At 71.3% G+C, this 24838-nt stretch carries 23 protein-coding genes; 15 read left to right on the top strand and 8 right to left on the bottom strand.

The features are described 5' to 3' along the window. Nucleotides 1-280: 280 nt before the first annotated feature. Nucleotides 281-1174, top strand: coding sequence for an alpha/beta hydrolase (locus AB0915_RS29145; protein WP_366693915.1), 894 nt, complete (start codon nt 281-283; stop codon nt 1172-1174). A 24-nt stretch (nt 1175-1198) separates the two neighbouring features. On the opposite strand, the gene AB0915_RS29150 is transcribed toward AB0915_RS29145, so the two are convergent. From AB0915_RS29150 to AB0915_RS29160, 3 genes are read right to left on the bottom strand one after another with little or no spacing between them, the layout of a single operon-like run. Continuing rightward, on the bottom strand, nt 1199-2845 hold the full coding sequence (locus AB0915_RS29150) for a transporter (RefSeq protein ID WP_366693916.1): 1647 nt from the start codon (nt 2843-2845) through the stop codon (nt 1199-1201). Then, the gene (locus tag AB0915_RS29155; protein WP_366693917.1) at nt 2842-3669 is read right to left on the bottom strand and encodes an ABC transporter ATP-binding protein; all 828 of its coding nucleotides are present in this window, start codon (nt 3667-3669) and stop codon (nt 2842-2844) included. Before AB0915_RS29155 ends, AB0915_RS29150 begins: the two co-directional genes overlap by 4 nt. Nucleotides 3670-3709: 40 nt before the next feature. Then, on the bottom strand, nt 3710-4396 hold the full coding sequence (locus AB0915_RS29160) for a bifunctional DNA primase/polymerase (RefSeq protein WP_366693934.1): 687 nt from the start codon (nt 4394-4396) through the stop codon (nt 3710-3712). A 131-nt stretch (nt 4397-4527) separates the two neighbouring features. Between AB0915_RS29160 and AB0915_RS29165 the strand changes: the two genes are divergently transcribed. From AB0915_RS29165 to AB0915_RS29175, 3 genes are all read left to right on the top strand, one after another. Beyond that, nucleotides 4528-4680 (top strand): hypothetical protein, encoded by a 153-nt coding sequence (locus tag AB0915_RS29165; protein WP_366693918.1) that lies wholly within the window; start codon nt 4528-4530, stop codon nt 4678-4680. A 35-nt stretch (nt 4681-4715) separates the two neighbouring features. After that, nucleotides 4716-6098, top strand: a complete 1383-nt coding sequence (locus AB0915_RS29170; protein WP_366693919.1) for a transcriptional regulator — start codon at nt 4716-4718, stop codon at nt 6096-6098. Between the two features lie 171 nt (nt 6099-6269). Beyond that, the gene (locus AB0915_RS29175; protein WP_366693920.1) at nt 6270-7754 is read left to right on the top strand and encodes a hypothetical protein; all 1485 of its coding nucleotides are present in this window, start codon (nt 6270-6272) and stop codon (nt 7752-7754) included. A 156-nt stretch (nt 7755-7910) separates the two neighbouring features. Here the strand turns inward: AB0915_RS29175 and AB0915_RS29180 are convergent, their stop codons facing one another. Beyond that, nucleotides 7911-9194, bottom strand: coding sequence for an ABC transporter substrate-binding protein (locus AB0915_RS29180; RefSeq protein ID WP_366693935.1), 1284 nt, complete (start codon nt 9192-9194; stop codon nt 7911-7913). A gap of 174 nt (nt 9195-9368) precedes the next feature. Here AB0915_RS29180 and AB0915_RS29185 point away from each other — a divergent pair, with 174 nt between their 5' ends. Beyond that, entirely contained in the window at nt 9369-9815 is a 447-nt protein-coding gene (locus tag AB0915_RS29185) for a hypothetical protein (protein WP_366693936.1), read from the top strand. A 28-nt stretch (nt 9816-9843) separates the two neighbouring features. Then, entirely contained in the window at nt 9844-10722 is an 879-nt protein-coding gene (gene purU / locus AB0915_RS29190) for a formyltetrahydrofolate deformylase (protein ID WP_366693921.1), read from the top strand. A gap of 81 nt (nt 10723-10803) precedes the next feature. On the opposite strand, the gene AB0915_RS29195 is transcribed toward purU, so the two are convergent. Together AB0915_RS29195 and AB0915_RS29200 are read right to left on the bottom strand one after the other, a co-directional pair. After that, nucleotides 10804-12090 (bottom strand): zf-HC2 domain-containing protein, encoded by a 1287-nt coding sequence (locus tag AB0915_RS29195; protein WP_366693937.1) that lies wholly within the window; start codon nt 12088-12090, stop codon nt 10804-10806. Between the two features lie 35 nt (nt 12091-12125). Then, on the bottom strand, nt 12126-12746 hold the full coding sequence (locus tag AB0915_RS29200) for a sigma-70 family RNA polymerase sigma factor (protein WP_366693922.1): 621 nt from the start codon (nt 12744-12746) through the stop codon (nt 12126-12128). 280 nt (nt 12747-13026) lie between these two features. On the opposite strand from AB0915_RS29200, the gene AB0915_RS29205 reads away from it, so the two are divergent. Continuing rightward, nucleotides 13027-13401: an STAS domain-containing protein gene (locus tag AB0915_RS29205; protein WP_366693923.1), complete on the top strand. Its 375-nt coding sequence runs from the start codon at nt 13027-13029 to the stop codon at nt 13399-13401. A gap of 93 nt (nt 13402-13494) precedes the next feature. After that, entirely contained in the window at nt 13495-14016 is a 522-nt protein-coding gene (locus AB0915_RS29210; RefSeq protein ID WP_366693924.1) for an EF-hand domain-containing protein, read from the top strand. A gap of 354 nt (nt 14017-14370) precedes the next feature. Here AB0915_RS29210 and AB0915_RS29215 read toward each other — a convergent pair whose 3' ends face one another. Next, entirely contained in the window at nt 14371-15909 is a 1539-nt protein-coding gene (locus AB0915_RS29215) for an AMP-binding protein (RefSeq protein ID WP_366693925.1), read from the bottom strand. Between the two features lie 156 nt (nt 15910-16065). Here AB0915_RS29215 and AB0915_RS29220 point away from each other — a divergent pair, with 156 nt between their 5' ends. From AB0915_RS29220 to AB0915_RS29235, 4 genes are all read left to right on the top strand, one after another. Next, a complete protein-coding gene (locus AB0915_RS29220; RefSeq protein ID WP_366693926.1) occupies nt 16066-17271 on the top strand; it encodes an amidohydrolase family protein in 1206 nt (401 codons plus the stop codon). Beyond that, a complete protein-coding gene (locus AB0915_RS29225; RefSeq protein WP_366693927.1) occupies nt 17271-18425 on the top strand; it encodes an acyl-CoA dehydrogenase in 1155 nt (384 codons plus the stop codon). Before AB0915_RS29220 ends, AB0915_RS29225 begins: the two co-directional genes overlap by 1 nt. Nucleotides 18426-18432: 7 nt before the next feature. Beyond that, nucleotides 18433-19407 carry an acyl-CoA dehydrogenase family protein gene (locus tag AB0915_RS29230; RefSeq protein ID WP_366693928.1) on the top strand — a complete coding sequence of 325 codons (975 nt, stop codon included), beginning with the start codon at nt 18433-18435 and terminating at the stop codon, nt 19405-19407. Between the two features lie 434 nt (nt 19408-19841). Further along, nucleotides 19842-20357, top strand: coding sequence for an ATP-binding protein (locus AB0915_RS29235; protein WP_366693929.1), 516 nt, complete (start codon nt 19842-19844; stop codon nt 20355-20357). A 38-nt stretch (nt 20358-20395) separates the two neighbouring features. On the opposite strand, the gene AB0915_RS29240 is transcribed toward AB0915_RS29235, so the two are convergent. Further along, complete coding sequence (locus tag AB0915_RS29240; RefSeq protein ID WP_366693930.1) at nt 20396-21322, bottom strand: cyclase family protein; 927 nt, start codon at nt 21320-21322, stop codon at nt 20396-20398. Between the two features lie 101 nt (nt 21323-21423). Between AB0915_RS29240 and AB0915_RS29245 the strand changes: the two genes are divergently transcribed. The 3 genes from AB0915_RS29245 (at nt 21424) to AB0915_RS29255 (ending at nt 24747) form a co-directional block, all read left to right on the top strand. Next, nucleotides 21424-22338, top strand: a complete 915-nt coding sequence (locus tag AB0915_RS29245; RefSeq protein ID WP_366693931.1) for an SDR family oxidoreductase — start codon at nt 21424-21426, stop codon at nt 22336-22338. 211 nt (nt 22339-22549) lie between these two features. Continuing rightward, nucleotides 22550-23701, top strand: coding sequence for an acyl-CoA dehydrogenase family protein (locus tag AB0915_RS29250; protein ID WP_366693932.1), 1152 nt, complete (start codon nt 22550-22552; stop codon nt 23699-23701). Beyond that, nucleotides 23698-24747 carry a Zn-dependent alcohol dehydrogenase gene (locus AB0915_RS29255; RefSeq protein WP_366693933.1) on the top strand — a complete coding sequence of 350 codons (1050 nt, stop codon included), beginning with the start codon at nt 23698-23700 and terminating at the stop codon, nt 24745-24747. The genes AB0915_RS29250 and AB0915_RS29255 overlap by 4 nt, the downstream gene beginning before the upstream one ends. Nucleotides 24748-24838: the final 91 nt, after the last annotated feature.

Below are 24838 nucleotides of genomic sequence, written 5' to 3' on the forward strand. Positions count from 1 at the left end.
TGAACCCGGAGATCGGTGCTGCCACCGGTGTGCAACGGCTGCCGGACGGGAGGTGCCCGAGCTCTCAAGGTCGGTCCCCACGGACCCTCATCCCCGAGTGGTCCGCCTCCCGGAGAAGATCTCCCCTCAGCGGCCGATGTCAATCCTTGGCAGGGGTCACTCGAACGAGGGGTGTTGCACGCCGAACACCGATTTTCGAATACAGGTTCGATAGTCTGGCGTGACACGACCACACGGCGATCGAGCGGTTGTCGAGGACCAGAAGGGGGTGCCAGGACACATGGTGCGGCGCATCGATGTAACCGGATCCGACGGCGTACGCCTCGCGGCCTGGGAGTTCGCGGATCCGCCCAAGGAGCGCACGGAGGGCGAACGCGTCCCCGGGGTCTTACTGCTTCACGGACTGATGGGCCGGGCCTCCCACTGGGCCTCCACCACCCGCTGGCTCGCCGAGCGGCACCGGGCGGTCGGGCTCGACCAGCGGGGGCACGGCCGCAGCGAGAAACCCGCCGAGGGCCCGTACACCCGTGAGGCGTACGTCGCCGATGCCGAGGCGGCGATCGAGCAGCTCGGCCTGGCCCCCGTCACCGTCGTCGGCCATTCGATGGGCGCCCTCACCGCCTGGCAGCTCGCCGCGAAGCGCCCCGATCTGGTCCGGGCCCTGGTCATCTGCGACATGCGGGCCTCCGCGCTCGGCGCGGCCTCGCAGCGGGAGTGGGAGGACTGGTTCACGTCCTGGCCGGTGCCGTTCGCGACACTCTCCGACGTGCGGAAGTGGTTCGGCGAGGACGACCCCTGGGTGGAGCGGCCGAACCCGGCCCGCGGCGACTTCTTCGCCGAGGTGATGGCCGAGCGCGCCGACGGCTGGCGTCCCGTCTTCTCCCGCCGCCAGATGCTCCAGTCCCGCGCGACATGGGTGTACGACGCGCACTGGGAGGAGCTGGCGCAAGTCCGGTGCCCGGCGCTGGTGCTCCGCGGCCTGGACGGCGAGCTGGGCCGGGCGGAGGCCCAGGAGATGGTCCGCGTACTGCCGAGCGGACAGTACGCGGAGGTGGCGGACGCCGGCCATCTCGTCCACTACGACCAGCCGGAGGGCTGGCGCGCCGCGGTCGAACCGTTCCTGGAGGAGTTCGCCGAGGACCCGCGGAACGACCGCGAGCCCGTCTCCCCGTGACGGAGCGGCCCGACCCGGCTCGCGTCACCCCTTGCTGACCGCCGCCAGGATCTCGGGCAGCCGGTTCGCCGTGCGCGGTGCGGCCAGCCGCAGGCCCGCCCAGGCGACCAGCGCCCCGTACGCGCTGCCGACGGGCAGCAGCACCCACAACCAGTCCTCCGCGTCGACGAGATGCAGCCAGATCGTCGCCACGATCACCGGCGCGCACAGCAGCGCCGCCGAGACCATGCCGCCGAAGATCGAGATCCAGGCGAGCCCGGCCTGCCCCGGTGCCACGTTCTTGAACCCGCTGTCCTGGGGGATCGAGTACGGGAAGTTGGCCGATGCCAGTGCCCCCGTCGCCAGCATCGCGCCCAGCAGGGCGAGCGACAGCCCTATGGCGCTCGGCAGCTTCTCCCAGTCGCCGAGCACCGCCGCCGTCACCACGGTCACCAGCACCGTGTACGGGAGAGTGATCACCAGCAACGCCGCCGCCCGCCCCCGCAGTTCGAGGTAGGCGTCCCGGGTGGAGGAGATCGTCAGCGCCACCATCCAGAACGCGGAGGTGTCCTGCCCGAACTGGTTGTACATCTGGATGCCGAGCATCCCGGCGGCGAAGCAGGCGAAGTAGACCGAGCCGGTGCCCTGCACCGCGTTGAGCAACGGCACGATCAGCCCGATGGCGAGCGCCGTCACCCAGGCGGCCTTGGTCTTCGGGTCCCGTGCCACGTACCGCAGACTGCGCCGTATCACCGTCCCCGTGCGCCCCTCGGGCAGCAGTGCGGAGAGCCGGGAGCCGCCCCTGCCGGACTTCTCTCGGGCCGCTCCGGCGGCGGCCAGGGTGGAACCGTCCGGGGCGGTCATCAGCTTCACCAGACTCCGCTGCCAGAGCCACACCAACGCACCCAGCGCCGCGACGGAGAGCAGCAGTTGCGCCACGGCCCGCCCGTACGACCCCTGCGCCGCCGAGTCCACCGCGCCGATCGCCGAGGCGGGTGGCAGCCAGCGCACCACCTCCGCCGCCGGGTCGAGCGCGGCCAGCCCACCGGACCGGCCGAGCCGCTGTGCACCGAAGTTGACGACCTGGATGCCGACCGCGACCACGAGTCCGCTGAGAAGCGCCAGATCGCGGCCCTTGCGGGAGCTCAGCAGCCGGGTGTTGGCCGTGGCGACGGCCCGCGCCAGGGCGACGCACACCACCAGTGTCAGCGGCACGGCGACCACCGCGCACACCACGGCCGCCGCCCCGTGCGCCACCGCGAACGCCGAACCGGCCGCCAGGCAGAGCGTGAACAGCGGTCCGATGCCGACGAGCGATGCCACCAGCAGCGCCCCGACCAGCGGGCGCGGCCGCAGCGGCAGCATCACGAGCCGGCTCGGGTCGAGGGTTTCGTCGCCGCTGGGGAAGAAGAGCGGCATCACCGCCCAGCCGAGCGCCAGCACCCCGGTCAGCAGGACCGTCAGGGAACCCGCGTGGGCATGGCCGCGCAGTGCGGTCAGCGCGACGATCTGGCCCGCGGCGAACAGCAGGGCGAGGACGACGGACGAGAGGTACGCGACCCGTCTGCCGGAGGACTGCCGCAGCCCGTTGCGCAGCAGCGTCAGCTTGAGCCGTACGAAGACGCTGACGAGCCGTTCGCCGCCGGCGGCGGGGCTGGCGGCGGAGGTGACGGGTGTGTCGAGCATGCTCATCGGGCGCCGCCCAGCCAGTCGAGGGAGTCGCCGTTGTCCCGGCCGCCCGCGCCGACGAGTTCGAGGAACGCGTTCTGCAGCGACGTCGCGTCGCCGCGCACCTCGGCGAGGGTGCCCTGCGCCCGGATCGTGCCGCCCGCCATGACGGCCACCCAGTCGCACAACGACTCGACGAGCTCCATCACATGGCTGGAGAAGACGACGGTCGCCCCCGAGCGGGTGTACCGCTCCAGGACCCCCCGGATGGTCTGCGCCGAGACGGGGTCGACGCCCTCGAACGGCTCGTCCAGAAACAGTACGTCGGGGTTGTGCAGCAGCGCCGCGGCGAGCCCGATCTTCTTCCGCATGCCGGTCGAGTAGTCGACGACCAGCTTGTTCCCGGAGCCCGCCAGGTCGAGCACGTCCAGCAGCTGGTTGGCCCGCTTGTCGACCTCGGCGCCTGGCAGCCCGCGCAACCGTCCGATGTACGCGAGGAGTTCGCGTCCCGAGAGACGTTCGAAGAGCCGCAGCCCCTCCGGCAGGACGCCGATCCTGGCTTTCACCTCGACCGGGTCCCGCCAGACGTCGTGCCCGCCGACCTCGACCGTGCCGTGGTCGGGACGGAGCAGCCCGGTCACCATCGACAGCGTGGTCGTCTTGCCCGCGCCATTGGGTCCGACCAGGCCGATGAACTTGCCTGCGGGCAGCTCCAGATCGATCCCGGCGACCGCGACCTGTTCCCCGAACCGCTTCCACAGGCCCTGTACGCGAACGGCGGGCGGCGCCGTTCGCGCCCCGCCCGCCTCCACCGCCGCGTGCGATCCCGCCGTGTTCCGGTCCGACATGGTGCTCCTGCCTTCGATGTCCCCGTGTGAAAGGACCAGACTACGAAAGGCGTGCGCGGGCGTCGGCTGCGTCCCGTCCGCAGGCGTAGGCGAGCGGGCCGATGACTTCTCCGGCGTCGGGCAGCCAGCGGTTGGCGGGAGTGGGCCGGCGCACCCACTGCACCGCACCCCGCCCGCCGATCCTGGTCGGCGGGGCCGCCACGTAGTGGCCCTCACCGCGGCCGAGCAGACCGATCGCGATGGCGCTCCAGCCCAGCCTCCGTACGAGATCGTCCATCTTGGCCGCCGCGCCGGGGAGTACGAAGAAGAGCATCCGGCGGTCGGGGGTGCAGGTGACGGGGCCGAGCGGCAGGTTCATCCGCTCCATCCGGGCCAGCGCCAGGAAGCCGGCGGACTCCGGCACGTCGATCGCGTCGAAGGTGCGCCCGGTGGGCAGCAGTACCGACGCCCCGGGCTGCTGGGACCACATCCGGCGGGCCGCGGCGCCACTGCCGGTCGATCGGCTCGCCCAGTCGGGCCGGGTGGGGTGGGCTCCGGGGGCGGCGCAGCGGGCTTCTTCGCATGAGCACCGTTCCGTCCCTTCCACGACCTGGAGCCAGGTGCCGGGGAACACCTCCCAGTGCCGCTCCTCCGCATAGCGCACGGCGGCGTCGAGCAGTTGCTCACGTCGTTGTTGGGGGACCTGCGCGGTTTCCGTGACTCCGATGGGCTCTTCCACGAACATCACAACTTCCGCGATCACCTGGGGTTACGGGCGTGGCGAACGCGGGCACGGCACATCGGCCCCGCACATGGGGCGCATGGATGCATGGGCGGGGGCGCGCATGAGGCGGCATGTCGAGGGACGGGTAGCCACATGTGGGGAATCCGGAACAGTTCCCCCATGCCGAATACGTACCGAACCTGAACAACGAAAAGATAAGCGCCATGAATGACGTGAATACCGTGAACGCCATGGAAAACACCAACACGATGTATGTGCGCATTTCTTGGGCATATGCCGGGCAGTGATCCATTCACTGATCACTGCGGCCTCAGGGGGAAATATGGCAGCCAGGCCTCTCGTCGCACGCCAGCCGAACGAACGGCTCCAGGCGCTCATCCAGGAAGCCGGATGTTCCAATGCGGGCCTCGCCCGCCGAGTCAACATGGCCGGCGCGGAGCGCGGCCTCGACCTCCGTTACGACAAGACCTCCGTGGCCCGCTGGCTGCGCGGACAGCAACCGCGTGGCAGGGCACCGGGAACCATCGCCGAGGCGCTCGGCCGCAAGCTCGGCCGTACGGTCACGATCGACGAGATCGGGATGGCCAACGGCAAGAATCCGGCGTCCGGCGTCGGCCTGCAGTTCGCGCCGACCGTGATCGGTGCGATCGAGCAGGTCTGCGAGCTGTGGCGCAGCGATGTCGGACGCCGCGACGTCCTGTCCGGTTCGGCGGTCGGGTCCTCGGCGCTGGTCGAGCCCAGCAGGGACTGGCTGATCACCGGCGCCGACCCGCAGGTGGCGCGCGCGGCTGGGGCGCGGGTCGGGATGTCGGACGTGGAGGCGGTGCGGGCGATGACGGCGGCGCTGGTCGACCTCGACCACCGGTTCGGCAGCGGACATGTGCGGCCGGTCCTGGTGCACTACCTCAACAGCGTGGTCTCCGGGCTGCTCTCGGGGGCCTACCGCGAAACGGTCGGGCGGCAGCTGTTCGCAGCGGTCGCGCGGCTCACCGAACTCGCCGGGTACATGGCGGTGGACACGGGGCAGCCGGGGCTCGCCCAGCGGTACTACATCCAGGCTCTGCGGCTGGCCCAGGCGGCGGGCGACCGGGCGTACGGCGGCTATGTGCTGGCCGCTTCGATGAGCCATCTCGCCGCACAGCTCGGCAACCCGCGGGAGATCGCGCAGCTGGCACGGGCCGCGCAGGAGGGGGCGCGCGGGCGGGTCACCCCACGCGCGGAGGCGATGTTCTACGCGGCGGAGGCGCGCGGGCACGCGTTGCTCGGCGATGTCCGGACCTGCCAGGCGGTGGCGGGCCGGGCCCTGACGGCGCTGGAACGCGCTGAGCCGGACACCGGTGGCGACCCGTCATGGATCGCGCACTTCGACTCCGCCTATCTCGCCGACGAGCTGGCGCACTGTCACCGCGATCTCGGCCAGGCGGAGGCGGCCGCGCGCCGGGCGACGGAGTCCCTGGCCGCTCTCCCGGAGTCCCGGGCCCGGCGCCGGGGCATCGGTCTGGTGCTGCTCGCCACGGCGCAGGTGCAGCTGCGCGAGGTGGAGCAGGCGTGTCATACGGGGACGCGGGCGATGGAGCTGCTGGGGACGGTGCGATCGAGCCGGGGCGCGGAGTACCTGGACGATCTCCAGCAGCGGCTGGTCCCGTACGGCGACGAGCCGGCGGTCCGGGAGTTCGGGGCGCGGCTGGAGCTCCAGGCGGCCTGACCGGCGTCTGATCGGGGATCCTTTCGGGGCGCCCGTTAACTGTGTCGTCAGGGCCCGGCGTGTTACTGCCCCTGTGAAGAGGCTATGAGTGATATCGGGCGCTTGGCGGAGAGCGGCTGTCACCCGATAGCGTGAGCCGACGATCCCGTAGGTTTACACGTAGGAGCCCCGGTGACGCAGAGCGGACAGGGTGACGAGCAGCAGCTCCCTGCTGTACGGCCCACGCACGAAGGTGTCGTGCTGCCCGCAGGTGGCGGTGAGCCCTGGCTACCGGGCGGACCGGCCGACCAGTCCGCTCCGGCGGGCGGACAGCCATGGGGTCAGCCCTGGGGGCCGCAGGCGCCGCAGCAGGACGTGTCGCCGCAGGGCCAGTACGCGCCGTACGACCAGGGGCAGGCGTACGGGCAGCAGGGCCCGGCCCTGCCGGCCGAGCAGCCTCAGCCGTACGCGCAACCCCAGCCGTACGCACAGTCCCAGCCTCAGCCGTACGCCCAACCCCAGCCGTACGCACAGTCCCAGCCCCAGCCGTACGCACAGTCCCAGCCTCAGCCGTACGTCCAGCCGCTCCCCCCGGAGGCCGTACCGGGAACGGGCACGGGTGCGGGCATGGGCGGCGACGCGGATGCCACGCAGTTCATCGCGCCGGTGCCGGCCGGGAGTGCTGCGGAGGCGACCCAGTTCATCGCGCCGGTGGCGGCCGAGAGTGCCGCGGAGGCGACCCAGTTCATCGCCCACGCGCAGCCGCCCGCATCGGCCTCCGACGCCGACGCGACCCAGTACATTCCGCCGGTGCCCGGTGGTGCCCCGTACGGCATCAGCCCGGAGACGCCCGGTGAGCGGCAGCCCCCCTCCGAGTTCGACAACCTGTTCCGCACCGAGGAGCCGACGGCCTCCACGCAGCAGATGCCCCGGTTCGACCCGGGACAGGCGCCGTACCAGGGCGCCACCCAGTCGCACCAGCAGCCCGCGCCGGCCTACCGACCGCCGCACGGCGAGCCGTCGCAGGGCCGGGCCGGGCAGCGCAAGAAGCCGTCGCACGTCCCGCTGATCGCCGCGGTCGTCGTCGGCTGCGCCGTCGTCGGGCTGGGCGCTGGTGCGCTGATGAGCGGCGGCGACGACAAGGGCACGGACAGCAAGCAGCCGGTGGCCGCGGCGAGTTCGCCCGCTGCGAAGCCCTCCACGCAGGCGGCGGCCGACCCGGCGAAGGCGCAGGCCGAGGCGCTCGACAAGCTGCTCGCGGACAGCAACAGCAGCCGTGCGGCGGTCATCGGGGCCGTCGGGAAGACCAGGTCCTGCACCGACCTGGACCAGGCGGTCACTGATCTGCAGGGCGCGGCCAAGCAGCGCCGTGACCTCGTGACGCGGCTGCAGGGGCTGACCGTCGACAAGCTGCCGAACAACGCGCAGCTGACCGCGGCGCTCACGAAGGCGTGGCAGTCGTCGGCCTCCGCCGACGACCACTACGCGGCATGGGCCGCGCAGGCCAAGAACGGCAAGAAGGTCTGCAAGCACGGGCAGGCCCGCTCGACGCCCGAGAAGGGCCAGGCCGACCGGGCGAGCGGTGAGGCGAGCAAGGCGAAGGCGCAGGCGTCGGGGCTGTGGAACTCGATCGCGGCGAAGTACGGGTTGACGCGGCGGGCGCCGACGGAGCTCTGACGGCGGTGCGGGGGTGCTGCCCAGCGCTGGGACAGCACCCCCGTACCCCTCGGTGCGCACGCACGCGGCGCGTCCGCCCCCCCGTGCGTCCGCATCCCCCGTGCGTCGGCACGGGGGATGCGCCGCTCCTCGACCGCCGGAGGGGCTTGCGGGTGCTCAGCCCTTCGCGCTGGCCTCCGACAGCGTGTTCGTGACGTCCACGAACCCCTTCCTCTCGGCCACCAGCCGCCCCTTCCGCACCACTTGGAACGTCACCTTCCGGTTCACGATCCGCGGATACGCCGACGAGCCCAGCACGTCCTCGAACCGCCACCGCAGCACCGGCGTGAGGCCACCGGTGTCGACCTCGGTGCCTCTGTTGAGGGCGGTCGTGATCTTGCTGCCGGTGATGTCCGGGGCGTTGATCGCCGTCACGATCTCCTTCAGTACCGTGTACGCGATCCACGTCGTCTGGACACCCGTGTCGTCCGGGTCGATCCGGTTGTCGTTGAACGCGTGCTTCCGGATCACGGAGCGCATCTCGTCCCAGCGGGCATCCCCCGATTCGGGGTACCAGCCGGTGACGTAGGCCCCCTCGAACGGGCTGTTCCGCCCGCCGGTGCTGTTGATCAGTGGTTGGCCGACGCTGCCGAGGACCGACGAGATCCGCACGGACCCGTCCGCTGGTTTGAGACGGCGGAAGGAGTCGAAGAACGTCTCCGTGCGTTCCCCGAGCACCGCCGTCACGCACCCGTCGGACTGCCCCGCCCCTTCCAGCGCCTGCTCGGCCGCCTGGTCGTAGGACGTGGCCGCCTCCGCCGCCCGGATGTCGGTGGACGCGGGCTGCTTCTTCTCCTCCTTCAGGCCGGTGCTGAAGAGCCACGCCTGGCCGTCGCCGCCTTGCGTGTCGGGGCGCACCAGGGAGACCCGCTCACAACTGCGGGCGAGCTGCTTGGCGTTGCCTGCCAGAAGCGCCGGCTGGCCGCCGTTGACGGGGTACGAGTTGTAGCTGGTGAACTCCTCGGCGGAGGCCCCGTAGCCGCCGATGTACGGGATCCCGGCGGCCTCCAGCGGCCCCATGAAGGAGTAGCCCTCCGGACTGTACGAGCCGACGACCGCGACCGCCTTCTCCGCGACCGCCCGCCGGGCGCAGTCCCCCGCGCCGGTCGACGTGTTGTCCTCGTTGCAGGTGACGACGCGCAGCTTGTGCCCGTCGAGCCCGCCGTTGTTGTTCACCCAGCGGGCATAGGCGAGGGCCATGGCCGTCATGCCCGCCATGTTCTCCGTATCCGGACCGTTGGAGCCGTCGGGCGCCCAGGTCATGACGGTGACGGGCTCCCTGGAGTCCCCCGAGGCCCCAGGGAGCGCACCGCAGCCGGTGATCAGCAATGCCCCGGCCGCCGCCGTACATGTGAGGAGTGTGTAGGGGCGGGAGGAAGTGAGGCGTCGCCATCCGGTCATGGACATGGACATTTCCGCGCCTTGGGTAACGCCAATGTGTGCTCCGTTCAACGCTCGGTGACGTCCAGGTGAATTACAGGGGGCGGTGCGAGCCCGGAAGGAGGGAACGTACGATCGACAACCGTGCAGCAAGGTTCGGAGAACACTTCCCGTCGCGGCCGTCGCTCCTCCACCATGGGCGGCATGCCGCTCAATGACGTTCCTTGGTGGCGCTGGCGCAGCAACGTGCGCTCGGCGCTGCACATGCTCTCCGACCCCGTCTTCCACCACGAGTGCTGGCTGGCCGGCCGGGAGGGGTACGGCGATGTCACCGACGCCGTGTACCGCCTGGTCGAGGACACCTGGCTGGACAACTGGTCCGCCGAGAAATACGTCGGCACGGTCTTCCGCGACTCCAGCGAGGCGGCCCTCGTCGACGTCGCCGTGCTGCGGGTGCTGCGCATCATGCACCAGGTCGGCGCCGACGCCCCCGTCTCCGCCTATCTGGAGCACCACGGCTGGCCGGAAGGCGTACGGGCCGCCCGTGAGGCGCACGTGCTGCTCGCCACGAACGACGGCGAGGACCCCGACACCCCGCCGCGCTCCCTGGACGTGCTCCGCATCATGACCAGGACCGCCTGAATCAGGGACGGTGTGGCACGCTACGGACATGACCGCGCCGCAGCCTGCTGAGACCACCCCCGAGCAGTACGTCCTCACCCTCTCGTGCCCGGACAAACAAGGCATCGTGCACGCCGTGTCGAGTTATCTCTTCATGACCGGCTGCAATATCGAGGACAGCCAGCAGTTCGGTGACCACGACACGGGTCTGTTCTTCATGCGGGTCCACTTCTCGGCGGACGCCTCGGTGACCGTGGAGAAGCTGCGGGCCAGTTTCGCCGCCATCGGGGACTCGTTCCGGATGGACTGGCAGATCCACCGGTCCTCGGAGCGGATGCGGGTCGTGCTGATGGTCAGCAAGTTCGGCCACTGCCTCAACGACCTGCTGTTTCGTTCCAGCATCGGCGCGCTGCCGATCGACATCGCGGCGGTCGTCTCCAACCACACGGACTTCGCCGAGCTCGCCGCCTCGTACGACGTGCCCTTCCGGCACATCCCGGTGACCAAGGAGACCAAGGCGGAGGCGGAGGCACAGCTGCTGCAGCTGGTCCGCGAGGAGAACGTCGAGCTGGTCGTCCTCGCCCGCTACATGCAGGTCCTCTCCGACGATCTGTGCAAGGAACTCAGCGGCCGGATCATCAACATCCACCACTCCTTCCTGCCGAGCTTCAAGGGCGCGAAGCCGTACCACCAGGCGCATGCCCGCGGTGTGAAGCTGATCGGTGCGACGGCGCACTACGTGACCGCCGACCTCGACGAGGGACCGATCATCGAGCAGGAGGTCGAGCGGGTCGGCCACGGCGTTACGCCGGACGAGCTGGTCGCGATCGGGCGCGATGTGGAGTGCCAGGCACTGGCGCGCGCGGTGAAGTGGCACGCGGAGCGACGCATCCTGCTCAACGGGCGCCGCACGGTGATCTTCGCGTAGCGCGGAAGACCCTTCAGCACCCTCCTAGGGCGTGTTTCGAAAGTCCCGCCTGCCTGGCGACGCTACTTTTCGAAACACGCCCTAGAGCCGGCTGAGCGACGCCGCGGCGAAGAGCACGTCGCGGATCGCCTCGCGGTCGCCTTCCTGCCCGGCCGCCGCGTCGACGGGCGACACATGGCCCGCGATCAGCCGGCAGAACTCCGTGCTGTCCAGCGCCACCTGCGCGACCGCGTGGTCGGGCGAGCCGAGCGCGGCCGGGGAGTCCAGGGCGATGTACCAGTGGCCGCCGCCCGAGCCCTCGATCTCCAGATGGAGTGAACGGCCCGGCGAACCGGCCGTCACCAGATGCCGGGCGGGCGGCGCGAGCCCGGCCCGGCGGCGTCCGGCGAGGGCGGCCGGCAGGAGCCGGGCCGCCAGGTCGATCATCCGGTGGAGATGGGCGGCGGACGGGGCCACGTACGGATAGTCCACCGCGTCCGCGATGTCACCGCCGTGCACCCAGCACTCGAAGGCCCGGTCCAGCAGGGCGTCTTGCAGCGGGAGGGCGAAGTCCCCGTACGAGACGGACAGCTCGGCGACCGCGCGGCCGGCGAACGACACCGTACGGATGAGGGCGTGGCTCTGGTCGCGCCAGGGCTCGCGGACGGCTTGGGTGGGCGGTCGTCGGGCCGCCGACCAGTACGTCTCGGTGCGCGGGGCGGGGGAGAGCGGGAGCTCGGAGACCGCGGCGGTATCGCTCCCGCCACGTCCGCCGACGGCCGGATCGTCCAGGCCGAGGGCGGTGCTGACCAGCCCGTCGACGGTCATCAGATGGCCGATCACCCCGGCGACCGTCGTCTTGCGGTTGACCGGTCGCTCACCCTCGAACCACCTCAGCCGCACCGGTGCATGCCATTCCGAGCTGCCGATGTCGCGGAGGAGCGCATCGAGGCGGGCGGTCTCCGCGTCGTACGGAACGGCCCAGCCCGGTACCGGGATCTTGGCCGGACGGCGGCTCAGACAGCCTTCGAGCACCCGGGCGCGCAGCAGCGGGTCGAGGTCCAGGCTGCGGTCGGTGTGCAGCAGACCGACCGCGTCGCGCAGCCGCAGCGCTTCGTCCGCGCAGGCGGCGCACCCGGTGAGGTGCGCCTCGACCGCCTCGGTCTCCTCGGCGGAGCAGGCGGCCAGCGCCCAGGCGCCGAGAAGGGCCTTGAGCACGCCGTGGGGAAGCACCGGGGCAGCCGGCTGTGGTGGCGCCGCCGGAGACTCCGGTTCCGGTTCGCGTGCCGCCGGTTCACGTGTCGTGGGCCCGGGCGCCATCGGTACGGCGCCGAGGTCGAAGTCGTCCGCCGCCGCCCGCGGTCCCGGTATGCGCCGCGCGCCCCGCATCTCGTCGTCGCGCATGCTCGCGTCGTCGTCGCCGGTCACAGCATCCGTCCGTATCCGGGCGGCTCGGACCCCTCGACCGGGCGGGTGCCGGCGGTGGCGAGCAGCTGCAGCCCGAGCCGCAGCCGGCGGCGGGCCTCGTCCGCGGTCACCCCGAGGTCGGCCGCGGTCTGCCGGTAGTCCCTGCGCTGGATGTACGCGAGCTCCAGTGCGGCCCGCAGTGGTGCGGGCATGGAGGCGACGATGTAGTCGGCGCGGGCTGCGGCCGTGGCGCGCAGCACCCGCTCCTCCAGCTCCTGCCGGGCCGCGGTGTCCTCACCCCTGCTGTGTTCGCTGTCCTCGCTGCCGTCCTCGCCCCGCGCGAACGGGGACGGTTCCGCGGCACGCAGGCGCCGCACGGACTGGCGGTGGGTGAGCCGGGCCACCCAGGACCGCATCGAACCCTGCTTGGGGTCGTACGCGTCGGGGTTCTCCCACACGTACCCGAAGACCTCGCGGGTCACCAGGTCGGCGGCCGACTCGTCGTCGAGCATTCGGTGGGCCTGGCTGTGGACGAGTGGGGCGAAACGGTCGTAGAGCTCGCCGAGGGCCGCCGCCTCGCCGCGTGCCAGCCGTTGCTGCATCTTGCGGTCCCAGCGGGGCGGTGCGTCTTTCGCCATAGGACCCCCAGCCCTGTCCCCCTCGTCCCATCGAATGTAGTCGGCGGCACTCGCCCCGCAGGCGTTTTTGCGGCAAGTGCGCCCCTGAGAGCGCCCTGGACGGTAGGGAATGCGACGTCCCGGGATGTTGGAATCGGACCCGAAGTGATCACTTCTGCCTGAAACCCGTCTGTGTCTACTTCTGCGGGTCGGTGTTTCATGGGTGTGCGGCCGGGGCAGCCGCGAGGAGGAACGGATTCTTCCGGATCGTCGGATTCCCCGGAACGAGAGGCCCAGTCGAGTGACTCTGAAAGTGGCCGAGACCGAGCAGGGTGTATGGACCGTGCTGCACATACGCGGCGAACTGGACCTGCTGACGTCGCCCGCGGTCCGCCAGTCCGTCCATGACGCGGTCGCCGTCGGACGTCACGACGTGGTGCTTGACCTCTCCGAGGTGCTGTTCTGCGATTCGAGTGGCGTCGGCGTGCTGATCGCGGCCCGCCGTCTGATGCGCTCCTGCGGCGGGCGGCTGCGGCTGATCCTGCCGGCCCGCGGCGCGGAAGAGGGCTCTCACGTCAACCGAGTGCTCGCCGCCCTCGGCGTGCGACGTCTGTTCGATGTCTACCCCGACTGGGACGCGGCCGTCGACGACGGAGCCCGGCCGCTTTCGGCCTGAAACCATCCCGCCACCTGGCGTTAAGACCAGGTTGTCATACCGGTGGCGCGCGTACGTGACACGTGATGCCCGCAGGCGACGTACGCTCCCCGCATGGACAGCGCAGAATATGAGCGCAAGATCGCCTTCCGCTTCGCCGCCTTCGACCAGGACGGCAACGGATACATCGATCGCGCGGATTTCAACGCCGCCGCGGCCCGTCTGCTCGCCGAATTCGGTACGACGGCCCGCTGCGACAAGGGGCAGGCGCTCTACACCGGGGCCGAGGCGTTCTGGCAGGGCATGGCGGGCATCGCCGATGTCGACGGGGACCAGCGTGTCACCCGTGAGGAGTTCGTGGGCGGGGCCGTGAAACGGCTGCGCGACAACCCCGAGCGCTTCGCGGAGATCGCCCGCCCGTTCCTGCGCGCGGCGATTGCCGTGGCGGACAACGACGACGACGGCGCGGCCTCGGTGCCCGCCGTGGAGCGGGCGCTGAAGGTCCTGGGCGCGAGCGAGGAGTCGGCGGGACTGGCCGCGCGGAGCCTGGACACGGACCACGACGGCAAGGTCGCCGAGGACGAGGCGGTTGCCGCGTTCGCCGTCTATTTCACGGTGATCGAGCCGGACGCGTAACAGCCTCCCCCGCGACAGGGAGCGGGCTCCCGTCGCCCTGCGACTCCTCCCCCAAACTCTCGGCTTCGCTCGAGCAGGGAGGGCCCCCTCCGGTGTTGTCGTCGGTCACCGAGGCTCCGCGTCGACTCCGTCCTCCGCCGTGCCGTCGAAGCCGCATGACGCCGCTCGCCGATCCACTCCCTGTCGCGGGGGAGGCCGTAAGCGCGCCGCCGACCGGGCCGGCGGCGGTCTCCTCGCCGAGACCGCACCCGGCCTCACCCTCGCAGGGCCGCGACCGCCTCGGCGAGGCGGCCGAAAACACGGTCCATGCCCCCGGGCCCTGGCAGGCGGTGAGCGGCGGCGACCCGTTTTCCGTCAGGAGAACCGCTCCCGCAGCCTGTACTTGAGCACCTTCCGCAACGTCTCGTTGCGCGGCAGCGCGTCCACCACCTCCAGCTGCTCCGGCAGCTTGTGCACCGCGAGCCCCTCCGTGCGCAGATACCCGGCCAGCTCCGCCAGCGTGAGCGCCGCCGCCCCGGCCGGCTGCTCGACGACCGCGCAGACACGTTCCCCGCGCTCCTCGTCCGGCAGTCCGATCACGGCCGCGTCGGCGACCCCGGGGTGGCAGTGGAGCAGGTCCTCGATCTCCTTGGCGGAGATGTTCTCGCCCTTGCGGATGATGATGTCCTTGAGCCGCCCGGTGAGGACCAGATGGCCGCTCTCCAGGAGATGGCCGACATCGCCGGTGACGAGGAAGCCGTCCGCGTCGAAGGCGTCCCGGGCCGCGTTCAGATAGCCCTGGCAGACGGCTTCCCCGCGGAGCCGTACCTCGCCGTCCGTCCCGTACGGCAGCGGCTTGCCGTCCTCGTCGGTGATCCGTATCTCCATGCCCTCGGGCGGCCGCCCCTCCGTCTCGGCGAGGTGCTCCCCCGTGTCGTCGGGGGCGCCCATCGTGATCATGGGAACCTCGGTCATGCCGTAGCCGTGGGTGAGCTGGATCCCCATCTCCCGTACGACCGCGTGGTAGATCTCCGGCGGTTTCGGCGCGCCGCCGCCCGCCAGCAGCCGCAGCGTGGGGACCACTTTGCGGGTCGGGTCCTTGCGCTGTTCGGTCAGGAACATGGAGTAGAAGGCGGTCGAGCCGCCCGCGACCGTCACCCCGTGGCGCCGGTAGCCGTCCAGCGCCCCGTCCATCGCGAAGTGCTCGAACAGGACCGCGGGGAATCCGTACAGCAGCAGCATCACGGTGTAGTCGGGCCCGGCGATATGGGCGAACGGGAACGCCATCGAGCCGATGTCGTCGGCCGACAGTTGCAGTGCGTGGGCCAGGCACGAGCCGCCCGCGATCAGGCTGCGGTCGGTGTGCAGGACGCCCTTCGGGTCGGAAGTGGTCCCCGACGTCCAGTAGATCCAGCGCACCGCCGTGCCGTCCGCGGGAGGGGGCGGGAGCACGGCGGGGTCGCCGTCCGGCAGGTCCTCGTACGCCTCGAGGACCTGCGGCGGCTGCTCGAGGTCCGCGGCGATCCGGTGCGCCATCGCGGTGTGGTCGAAGCCGCGCCAGGTGCCGGGCACGGCGAAGAAGGAGGCCTTCGACTCGCGCAGCGCGAACCCCACCTCGCGGTCCCGGTAGAACGGGATGACGGGCGACTGCACGGCCCCGAGCCGGGTGAGGGCGAAGGAGAGCAGCGCCGTCTCCAGGCGGGTCGGCAGCTGCCAGGCGACGACGCTGCCGGGGTGCACCCCCAGCCCGTACAGGCCGGCCGCGACCCGCTCGCAGCGGTCGCGCAGCTCGCCGAAGGTGAGGGTGCGGTCGTCCTGGATGAGGACGGGGCGGTCCGGGGTCAGCGCGGCGCGGCGCTCGATGAGTTCCCAGAAGGTGGCCGATGTGCCCAGGGCGTGTGCGGTCTCGTTCACTGCGTTCCCCGCTCCCTCGTAGCTGACGGGTAGTCAGATGGTGCGGAGAGCGTAGAGCGCCGCGCCTTGTCGGTCCAGGGGTGCGGGGCTAGCCTGAGAGCCGAGTCAAATCTGACGGGGCATCAGATACATGCCTTGTGCGCCGAAGGGGACACCATGACGGAACTGCCTCGGATCGTCAGCGTCGACGACCATGTGATCGAACCGCCGCACCTCTTCTCGACCTGGCTGCCCGCCAAGTACCGCGACCGCGGCCCGCAGCCGCTGACCGCCGGGATCGGCGAGCTGGCGTACACGGGTGGCAAGTACGTCATCACCATGGATCCGGACGGGCCGCCGACCGACTGGTGGATCTACGAGGACCTGAAGTTCCCGTACAAGCGGAACATCGCCGCCGTCGGCTTCGACCGCGACGACATGTCGCTGGAGGGCATCACCCGGGCCGAGATGCGGCGCGGCTGCTGGGACCCCGTCGAACGCCTCAGGGACATGGATCTCAACCACGTCGAGGCGTCGCTCTGCTTCCCCACCTTCCCGCGCTTCTGCGGCCAGACCTTCGCCGAGGCCAAGGACAAGGAGGTTGCGCTCGCCTGTGTGCGCGCCTACAACGACTGGATGGTGGAGGAGTGGTGCGGCGACAGCGGCGGCCGGCTGATTCCGCTCTGCATCATCCCGCTCTGGGACATCGGCCTGGCAGTCGCCGAGATCAGGCGGAACGCCGCCCGCGGGGTGCGGGCCGTGACGTTCTCCGAGATCCCCACCCATCTCGGCCTGCCGTCGATCCACAGCGGCTACTGGGATCCGTTCTTCGCCGTCTGCCAGGAGACCGGCACGGTCGTCAACATGCACATCGGGTCCAGCTCGCAGATGCCCGCCGCCTCGCCGGACGCCCCGCCCGCCGTACAGGCCTCGCTCTCCTTCAACAACGCGATGGCCTCGATGATGGACTTCCTGTTCAGCGGAGTGCTGGTGAAGTTCCCGCAGCTGAAGCTGGCTTACAGCGAGGGCCAGATGGGCTGGATCCCGTACGCCCTGGAGCGCGCCGACGACGTGTGGGAGGAGCACCGGGCCTGGGGCGGGGTGCGCGATCTGATCCCGGAACCGCCGTCGACGTACTACTACCGGCAGATGTTCTGCTGCTTCTTCCGCGACAAGCACGGGGTCGCGTCGCTCGACGTGGTCGGGCGGGACAACGCCACCTTCGAGACCGACTATCCGCACGTCGACTCGACCTTCCCGCACACGAAGGAGGTCGCGCTCGACCACGTCAAGGGACTGGACGACGAGACCGTCTACAAACTGATGCGCGGAAACGCGATCAGGATGCTGGACCTGGATCTCGACCGGGACCGGGGCCGGTAGTGGATCTCGCGGACACGGACGAGGAGCAGGAGTTCCGGGCGCGGCTGCGGGAGTGGCTCGCCGCGGTGCTGCCCGGGCTGCCGGCGAAGCCCGGCCCCGACGACTGGCCGGGCCGGCGGGCCTACGACACCGCTTGGCAGCGCATGCTGTACGACGCCGGGTACGCGGGGCTGCACTGGCCCGTCGACGCGGGCGGGCGGGGCGCCACCCCCACCCAGCACCTGATCTTCCTGGAGGAGACGGAGCGGGCCGGGGCGCCGTACGTCGGCGCGAACTTCGTCGGGCTGCTGCACGCGGGTCCCACGATCGCGGCCGAGGGCACGGCCGGGCAGCGCGCCCGCTGGCTGCCGCCGGTGCTGCGCGGCGACGAGATCTGGTGCCAGGGGTTCAGCGAGCCGGAGGCGGGCTCCGACCTGGCCTCGCTGCGGACCCGGGCGGTCCGGGACGGCGACCACTACGTCGTCACCGGCCAGAAGATCTGGACCTCGCACGCGGAGGTCGCCGACTGGTGCGAGCTCCTCGTGCGGACGGATCCGGCGGCCCCGAAGCATCGCGGGATCAGCTGGCTCGCGATGCGGATGGACGCCCCCGGCGTCACCGTCCGCCCGCTGCGCACACTCGCCGGATCCACCGAGTTCGCCGAGATGTTCCTCGACGAGGTGCGGGTGCCGGTCTCCCACCGGGTCGGCGCGGAGAACGACGGCTGGCGGGTCACCATGGTCACCCTTTCCTTCGAACGCGGTACGGCGTTCGTCGGCGAGGTCGTCGCCTGCCGCCGCACCCTGAACGCCCTGGCCGCCGAGGCGCGGCGCAGCGGCCGCTGGGACGACCCGGTGCTGCGCAAGACGCTCGGCAGGCTGAACGCCGAATTCCGGGCGCTGTGGCGGCTCACCCAGTGGAACGTCGGCGAGGCCCAGCGCAGCGGCGGCGTCCCGGGCACCGGCGGCTCGGTCTTCAAGCTGCGCTACTCGCAGGCCCGCCAGGAGCTGTACGACGCGGCCGCGGAGGTGCTCGGCGCGGACGGGGCCGATCTGGACCGGGAATGGGTCCTGGACCGGCTGACCTCGCTCTCGTACACGATCGCCGCGGGCACCTCGCAGATCCAGCGGAACATCGTCGCCGAGCGGATCCTCGGCCTGCCGAAGGGGCGCTGAGCGGACTGTGGACTTCCAGCTTTCGGACGACCAGCGGGCCCTGCGGGCAGGGATACGGGAGCTGCTCGCCGGCCGCTTCGGCAGGGACCGGATGCGGGCCGCGCTCGACACGGGCGTGGCCGTCGACCGGGGGGTGTGGGGGGAGCTGGGCGCGGCCGGGTTCTTCGCGCTGCGGCTGCCCGAGGTGGACGGCGGCGTGGGGCTCGGGCTGCCCGAGTCCGTGCTCCTGTTCGAGGAGGCGGGGCGGGTGCTGCTGCCCGGACCGCTGGCGGCCACGCATCTCGCCGCGGGGGCGGTGAAGGGGGCGGCGGACGGCGGGGCGGTGGTCGCGGTGCTGGACGAGGGGCGGCCGGTGGCCCATCTGAAAGCGGCGGACGCGCTGATCGCCCTGGGGGGAGGGGCGGCGCGGGTCCTGGCGGGGGACGACGTGCGGGAGCTCGTACGGACGGCGCGTCCCGTACGGTCACTCGACCCGCTCACGCCCCTGCACCGCGTGACGGCGGGCGTCGAGCACGGGGCCCCGCTGCCCGGTGCGACGCCGTTCCGGCTCGAAGGCGCCCTGCTGACCGCTGCCGAGCAGCTCGGCAGCGCCGCCCGGACCACTGAGATGGCCGTCCGGCACGCCCGTGAACGCGAGCAGTTCGGATCGCCGATCGGCGCCTTCCAGGCGGTCAAGCACCTGTGCGCCCAGATGCTGGTGCGCGCCGAGGTGGCCCGTGCGGCGGTGTACGCGGCAGCGGTGACCGCGGACCCGGCCGAGATCGCGGGCGCCAAGCTGCTCGCCGACGAGGCGGCCGTCGGCAACGCACGGGACTGCCTCCAGGTGCACGGCGGCATGGGCTTCACCTGGGAGGCGGACGTTCATCTGCATCTCAAGCGGGCGTGGCTGCGGGCCGGTCAGTGGCTGACGGCGGCAGAGGCCGAGGAGGCCCTGGCGGCAGATCTGTGCGGAGTGCACGCATGTGACGGGGGAGATCTCTGAGGTTCACGCTGCGGAGTTACCCGGTGCAGTCGGAAAGCGCCGATACCGGCTTGTGTCCTTTGCGTGATTCGTCACGGGCCGCAGTTGCCCTCGGCTCGGGTACGCTCCGTTGGATGCGAGTGGTTCTGGAACCTGGCGATCCGGGTGTTGCCCGTGCGGCGACTCCGGTCCGGACGAGGTGCCCTGCTCGCGTTCCACGCAGAAGCGCCGGGCCTGCCCGGGGAGCGTTCCGCACGGCTTCGGTGCGCTGCTGTTCGACTCCCCGCGACGTGCGTCGCACAGTATGCACCACGCGTACTCCTTCGCGCTGGAATATGCCCGAAGCGCTTGTTGCGGTGACTGTACGTCAACCATGCTGTCTCGCAAGGGAATCACGTTCCGTGACCCTGAGGAGGCGCGAGGCGATGTGTCCGCCGGTTCGGATGGTGTGAGCGGTGCAGGTGCTTCAGGTTCAGCTGGAGGTCGGTCCGGATCCCGCGGAGGTCGGGCGGGCCCGTAGATGGGCGCGGTCGAGACTGGTCGGCTCCGGGATAAGAGACGACGAGCCGCTGGCCGAGACGCTCATCCTGCTGATCTCGGAGCTGGTCACCAACGCGGTCGTCCACACCGGCTGTCCGGCCGTGCTGCGCATGCTGTTCGGCGCGACGGGAGCGGCCGGGACGGCCGGGACCGTACGGGTCGAGGTGGCCGACACCAGCTGCCGCCCGCCGCAGCAGCGGCACGCGCAGGGCGAGGACACCGGCGGCCGCGGCCTGGAGCTGGTCGACGGCCTCGCCGACCGCTGGGGCTGGCAGTTGGAGGGCGCCGGAAAGCGGATCTGGTGCGAGGTGGACCGGGGCGCGCCGGTGGTGCAGATGCGGACGGGTGCGCACGGTCCGGGCGTGCCGGGCATCGGCGCCCAGAGCACCGGCCCGTACGAACCGTCGCGCGCCGTCACACATCACGCGTAGAAGCCGGAATGCGCTGGAACGTTCCTGGCCGTGGCCGGTCAGAGAACGGCGACCGGGGCGACCGGTGTGCCGGTGGCGCCGACGAACGGTTCCGGCATCGCGGAGAGCAGGAAGCCGTAGCGCTTCTCCTCCGCACAGGCTGTGGACAGCGTCTCCAGATTCCAGTTCTGGCCCTGCAGCATGCCCATCTCGACCAGATCGAGCGCGTGCACGCCCAGCCACAGGTCCTCGATCTCCGCGGGGAAGATCTCGAAGGTCAGCGTGTCATTGGCGACTGCGGCGACATCGCGGGCACGGAACCACTCGGGCGTCCGGATCGACAGGCCGGGTGACGGATAGGCGTACGCGTGCTTGTCGCCGGCCAGGTACACCTGGACCTGCCCGGTGCGTACGAGCACGATGTCCCCGGCCCGGACCCGGATCCCGGCGAACTCCTCCGCCGCGTCGAGGTCTTCCGGGGTGACGGCGTGGTCGCCGGGCAGCCGGTCGACACCGTGGGCGCGTGCCACGTCCAACAGGACACCGCGCGAGACGAGGTGCGGGGGCTTGTCGATTCCGCTGAACTCGGCGCCGCCGTGCGCGGTGACGGTGGCGGCGGGACGGCCGTTGTAGATCCTCCCCGAGTGCGAGGCGTGCGTGAGCGCGTCCCAGTGGGTGGCCGCCTGCAGGCCGAGCGTCACGATGTCGTCGCTGGTCGCGACCGTACCCGGGCCGAAGAGCTCCTGGTTGATCTGGACCATGGCGTGCAGTGGGTTGACCCGCCCCGGAATCAGTCCGCTCTGCACACCGTCCTGCTGGAGCGGGAGCGCGAGAGGGATCCGCTGCCCCGTGCGGACGGTGGCAGCCGCGTCCCGCACCACCGCGTCGGTGATCAGGTTGAGCGTCCCGATCTCGTCGTCCGCGCCCCAGCGCCCCCAGTTGTTCACGCGCTCGGCGATCTCGTGGAACTCGGCGGGCAGGGACATGAGGGCCTCCTCGAATCGGTGGGGCGCCGGGTCTTGTGCTGACGGAGCCGACTGCCCATAAAATCTAACGGTCCGTCAGAAATCACGGGAAGGGGCCGGGCATGGGGAACTTCTTGGCAGGCAAGGTGGTGGCCGTGACCGGTGCCGGCCGTGGCATCGGGCGGGCCGTCGCGATCGCCGCGGCGGCGGAGGGGGCCAGGGTCGTCGTCAACGACTACGGCGTCTCCGTCGAGGGTGCCGAGCCGACCAGTGCGATAGCCGAGTCCGTCGTCAAGGAGATCGAGGCCGCGGGCGGCGAGGCGGTCGCGGTCGCCGACGACATCTCCACGATGGAGGGCGGCCGGCGCGTCGTGGACACGGCGCTGGCGCGGTTCGGGCGGATCGACGGGGTCGTGTGCGTGGCCGGGATCCTCCGCGAACGGATGCTGTTCAACATGTCCGAGGAGGAGTGGGACCCGGTTGTCGCCACCCATCTCAAGGGCACCTTCACCGTCTTCCGCGCGGCCTCGGCGGTGATGCGGAAGCAGGAGGGGGGCGGCACGCTGATCGGCTTCACCAGCGGCAACCACCAGGGCAGCGTCGCCCAGGCGAACTACAGCGCAGCGAAGGGCGGCATCATCTCGCTGGTCCGCAGCGCGGCGCTCGGCCTGCACAAGTACGGCGTCACGGCGAACGCGGTCGCCCCGGTGGCCCGGACCCGGATGTCCGCGAACGTCCCGATGGAGCTGAAGGAGATCGGCGAGCCGGAGGACGTTGCCGCACTCGTCGTCTACCTGCTCAGCGAGCGGGCCCGCGAGGAGAAGATCACCGGCCAGGTGTACACGATCGCGGGCCCCAAGATCGCTGTCTGGGCCCAGCCGAGGGAGCTGCGGGCGGGGTACGCGGAGGGGGCCTGGACCCCGGAGAGAATCGCCGACTTCCTGCCGGGGACGGTGGGGGTGGACCCGATGCCGATGCTGGCTCAGCTGGAGGCGATCGCCGCCGCGGCGGCCGCCGGGGAGAGGCCCAATGCGTGATCCCCTGCCAGGAGGGCACTGAAGATCTTGGCCGGGCTCCCGACGTCTGGCACGCACGCTCCGGACGCCGCCTGGCCCGCCCTACGGGCGGACGACGCTCCTTTCGAAACACGCCCCAGGGCTCCGCCGGATCCCGTTCCTCAACGGTCCGAGGGGCCTGATCTTCCGCCCGCACCGACAACCACCCATCCGCCCGACCCGAGGAGTGGACGTGGACTTCGCGTTCGAGGCAACGGACGACGCCTTCCGCCAGGAGGTCCGGTCATGGCTGCAGGCGCACCTCACACAGCCCTGCGCCGCCGAGGGCGGCCGCGCCTGGGAGTGCGAGCTGGGCCGCGGCGGCTGGATCGGCCTCGGCTGGGACCGCGGGGCAGCCGGCTACGGAAACCGGCACGCCACCCTCACCCAGCAGGTTGTCTGGGCCGAGGAGTACGCCCGTGTCAACGCCCCCGCCCGCGTCGGCCACATCGGCGAGAACCTCCTCGCCCCCACTCTCCTCGCGTACGGCACCGACGCACAGCAGCGGCGTTTCCTCCCCGCCGTCGCCCGCGGCGAAGAGCTCTGGTGCCAGGGCTACAGCGAACCCGGCGCCGGCTCCGACCTCGCCGGCATACGCACCACCGCCGAACCCGACGGCACCGGCCGCCACACCGTCACCGGCCAGAAGATCTGGACCTCGCTCGCACGGGACGCCGACTGGTGCTTCGTCCTCGCCCGCACCACCGCCGGCTCACAGCGTCACCACGGACTGTCGTTCCTGCTCGTGCCGATGGACCAGCCGGGCCGTATCGAGGTGCGGCCGATCCGCCAGATGTCCGGCACGAGCGAGTTCAACGAGGTCTTCTTCGACGGCGCGCTCGCCGAGGAGCTCGTCGGCGGCGAGGGCAACGGCTGGACCGTCGCCATGGGCCTCCTCGCCCTGGAGCGCGGTGTCTCCACCCTCGTCCAGCAGATCGGCTTCGCCGCCGAACTGGACCGCGTCATCCGCGCCGCCGCCGACAGCGGCGCGGTCACCGACCCCGTACTGCGCGAGCGGCTCGTCCGTCAGTGGGCGGAGCTCAAGACCATGCGCTGGAACGCCCTGCGCACCCTGGGCGGTTCGGGCGACGCGGGCGCCCCCAGCGTTGCCAAGCTGCTCTGGGGCGGCTGGCACCGACGTCTCGGAGAACTCGCCGTGGAGATCAGGGGCGCCGCCGGAGCCGTGGGTCCGGACGACTGGTCACCCACCTCCCCGTACGAACTCGACGAAGCACAGCGCCTGTTCCTGTTCACCCGGTCCGACACCATCTACGGCGGCTCGGACGAGATCCAGCGGAACATCATCGCCGAGCGGGTGCTCGGCCTACCGAGGGAGCCGAGATGAGAGGCGTCGTCTTCGACGGCAAGCAGACCGAGGTCGTCGACGACCTGGAGATACGCGACCCGGGCCCGGGCGAGGTGCTGGTCGCGGTGGCCGCCGCGGGCCTGTGTCACAGCGATCTGTCGGTCGTCGACGGAACCATTCCGTTCCCGCTGCCGGTGGTCCTCGGGCACGAGGGCGCGGGCGTGGTGGAGGCGGTCGGCGCGGGCGTCGTCCATGTCGTGCCCGGCGACCACGTCGCGCTCTCCACCCTGGCCAGCTGTGGCGCGTGCGCCCAGTGCGACCGGGGCCGGCCGACGATGTGCCGCAAGGCGATCGGGATGCCGGGGCAGCCGTTCTCCCGGGGCGGCACACCCCTGTACCAGTTCGCGTCCAACTCCGCGTTCGCCGAACGGACCCTGGTCAAGGCCGTGCAGGCGGTGAAGATCCCGGCGGACATCCCGCCGGCCTCCGCGGCCCTGATGGGCTGCGGCGTGGTGACGGGCGTCGGAGCCGTACTCAACCGGGCGAAGGTCGACCGCGGCGACACGGTCGTCGTGATCGGCACCGGTGGCATCGGGCTCAATGTGATCCAGGGCGCCCGGATCGCGGGCGCGCTGACGATCGTCGCGGTGGACACCAACCCGGCGAAGGAGGCGGTGGCGCGGCAGTTCGGCGCGACGCACTTCCTGACGTCGACGGAGGGCGTACGCGAGATCCTGCCCACCGGCGCCGACCACGCCTTCGAGTGCGTGGGCCGTACGGAACTGATCCGGCAGGCGATCGACCTGCTGGACCGGCACGGCCAGGCGATCCTGCTGGGCGTCCCGGCGGCGACGGCGGAGGCGTCGTTCCTGGTCTCGTCGATGTACCTGGACAAGTCGATCCTCGGCTGCCGGTACGGCTCCTCGCGCCCGCAGCGCGACATCGCGCTCTACGCGGAGCTGTACCGGTCCGGCCGCCTCATGCTCGACGAACTGGTTACGCAGACGTACCCGGTGGAGGAATTCGCGAAGGCGGCGGACGACGCGCACCACGGAAGGGTGGCGCGCGGGGTGCTGGTCTTCTAGGGCGTGTTTCGAAAGTCCCGCCTGCCTGGCGACGCCTGGCACGCACGCTCGCTGCGTTGTCGGGCTCGCCCCGATACGCCCAGTATCGGGG

The organism is Streptomyces sp. NPDC048411 (genome assembly GCF_040704695.1).
GTDB lineage: Bacteria > Actinomycetota > Actinomycetes > Streptomycetales > Streptomycetaceae > Streptomyces.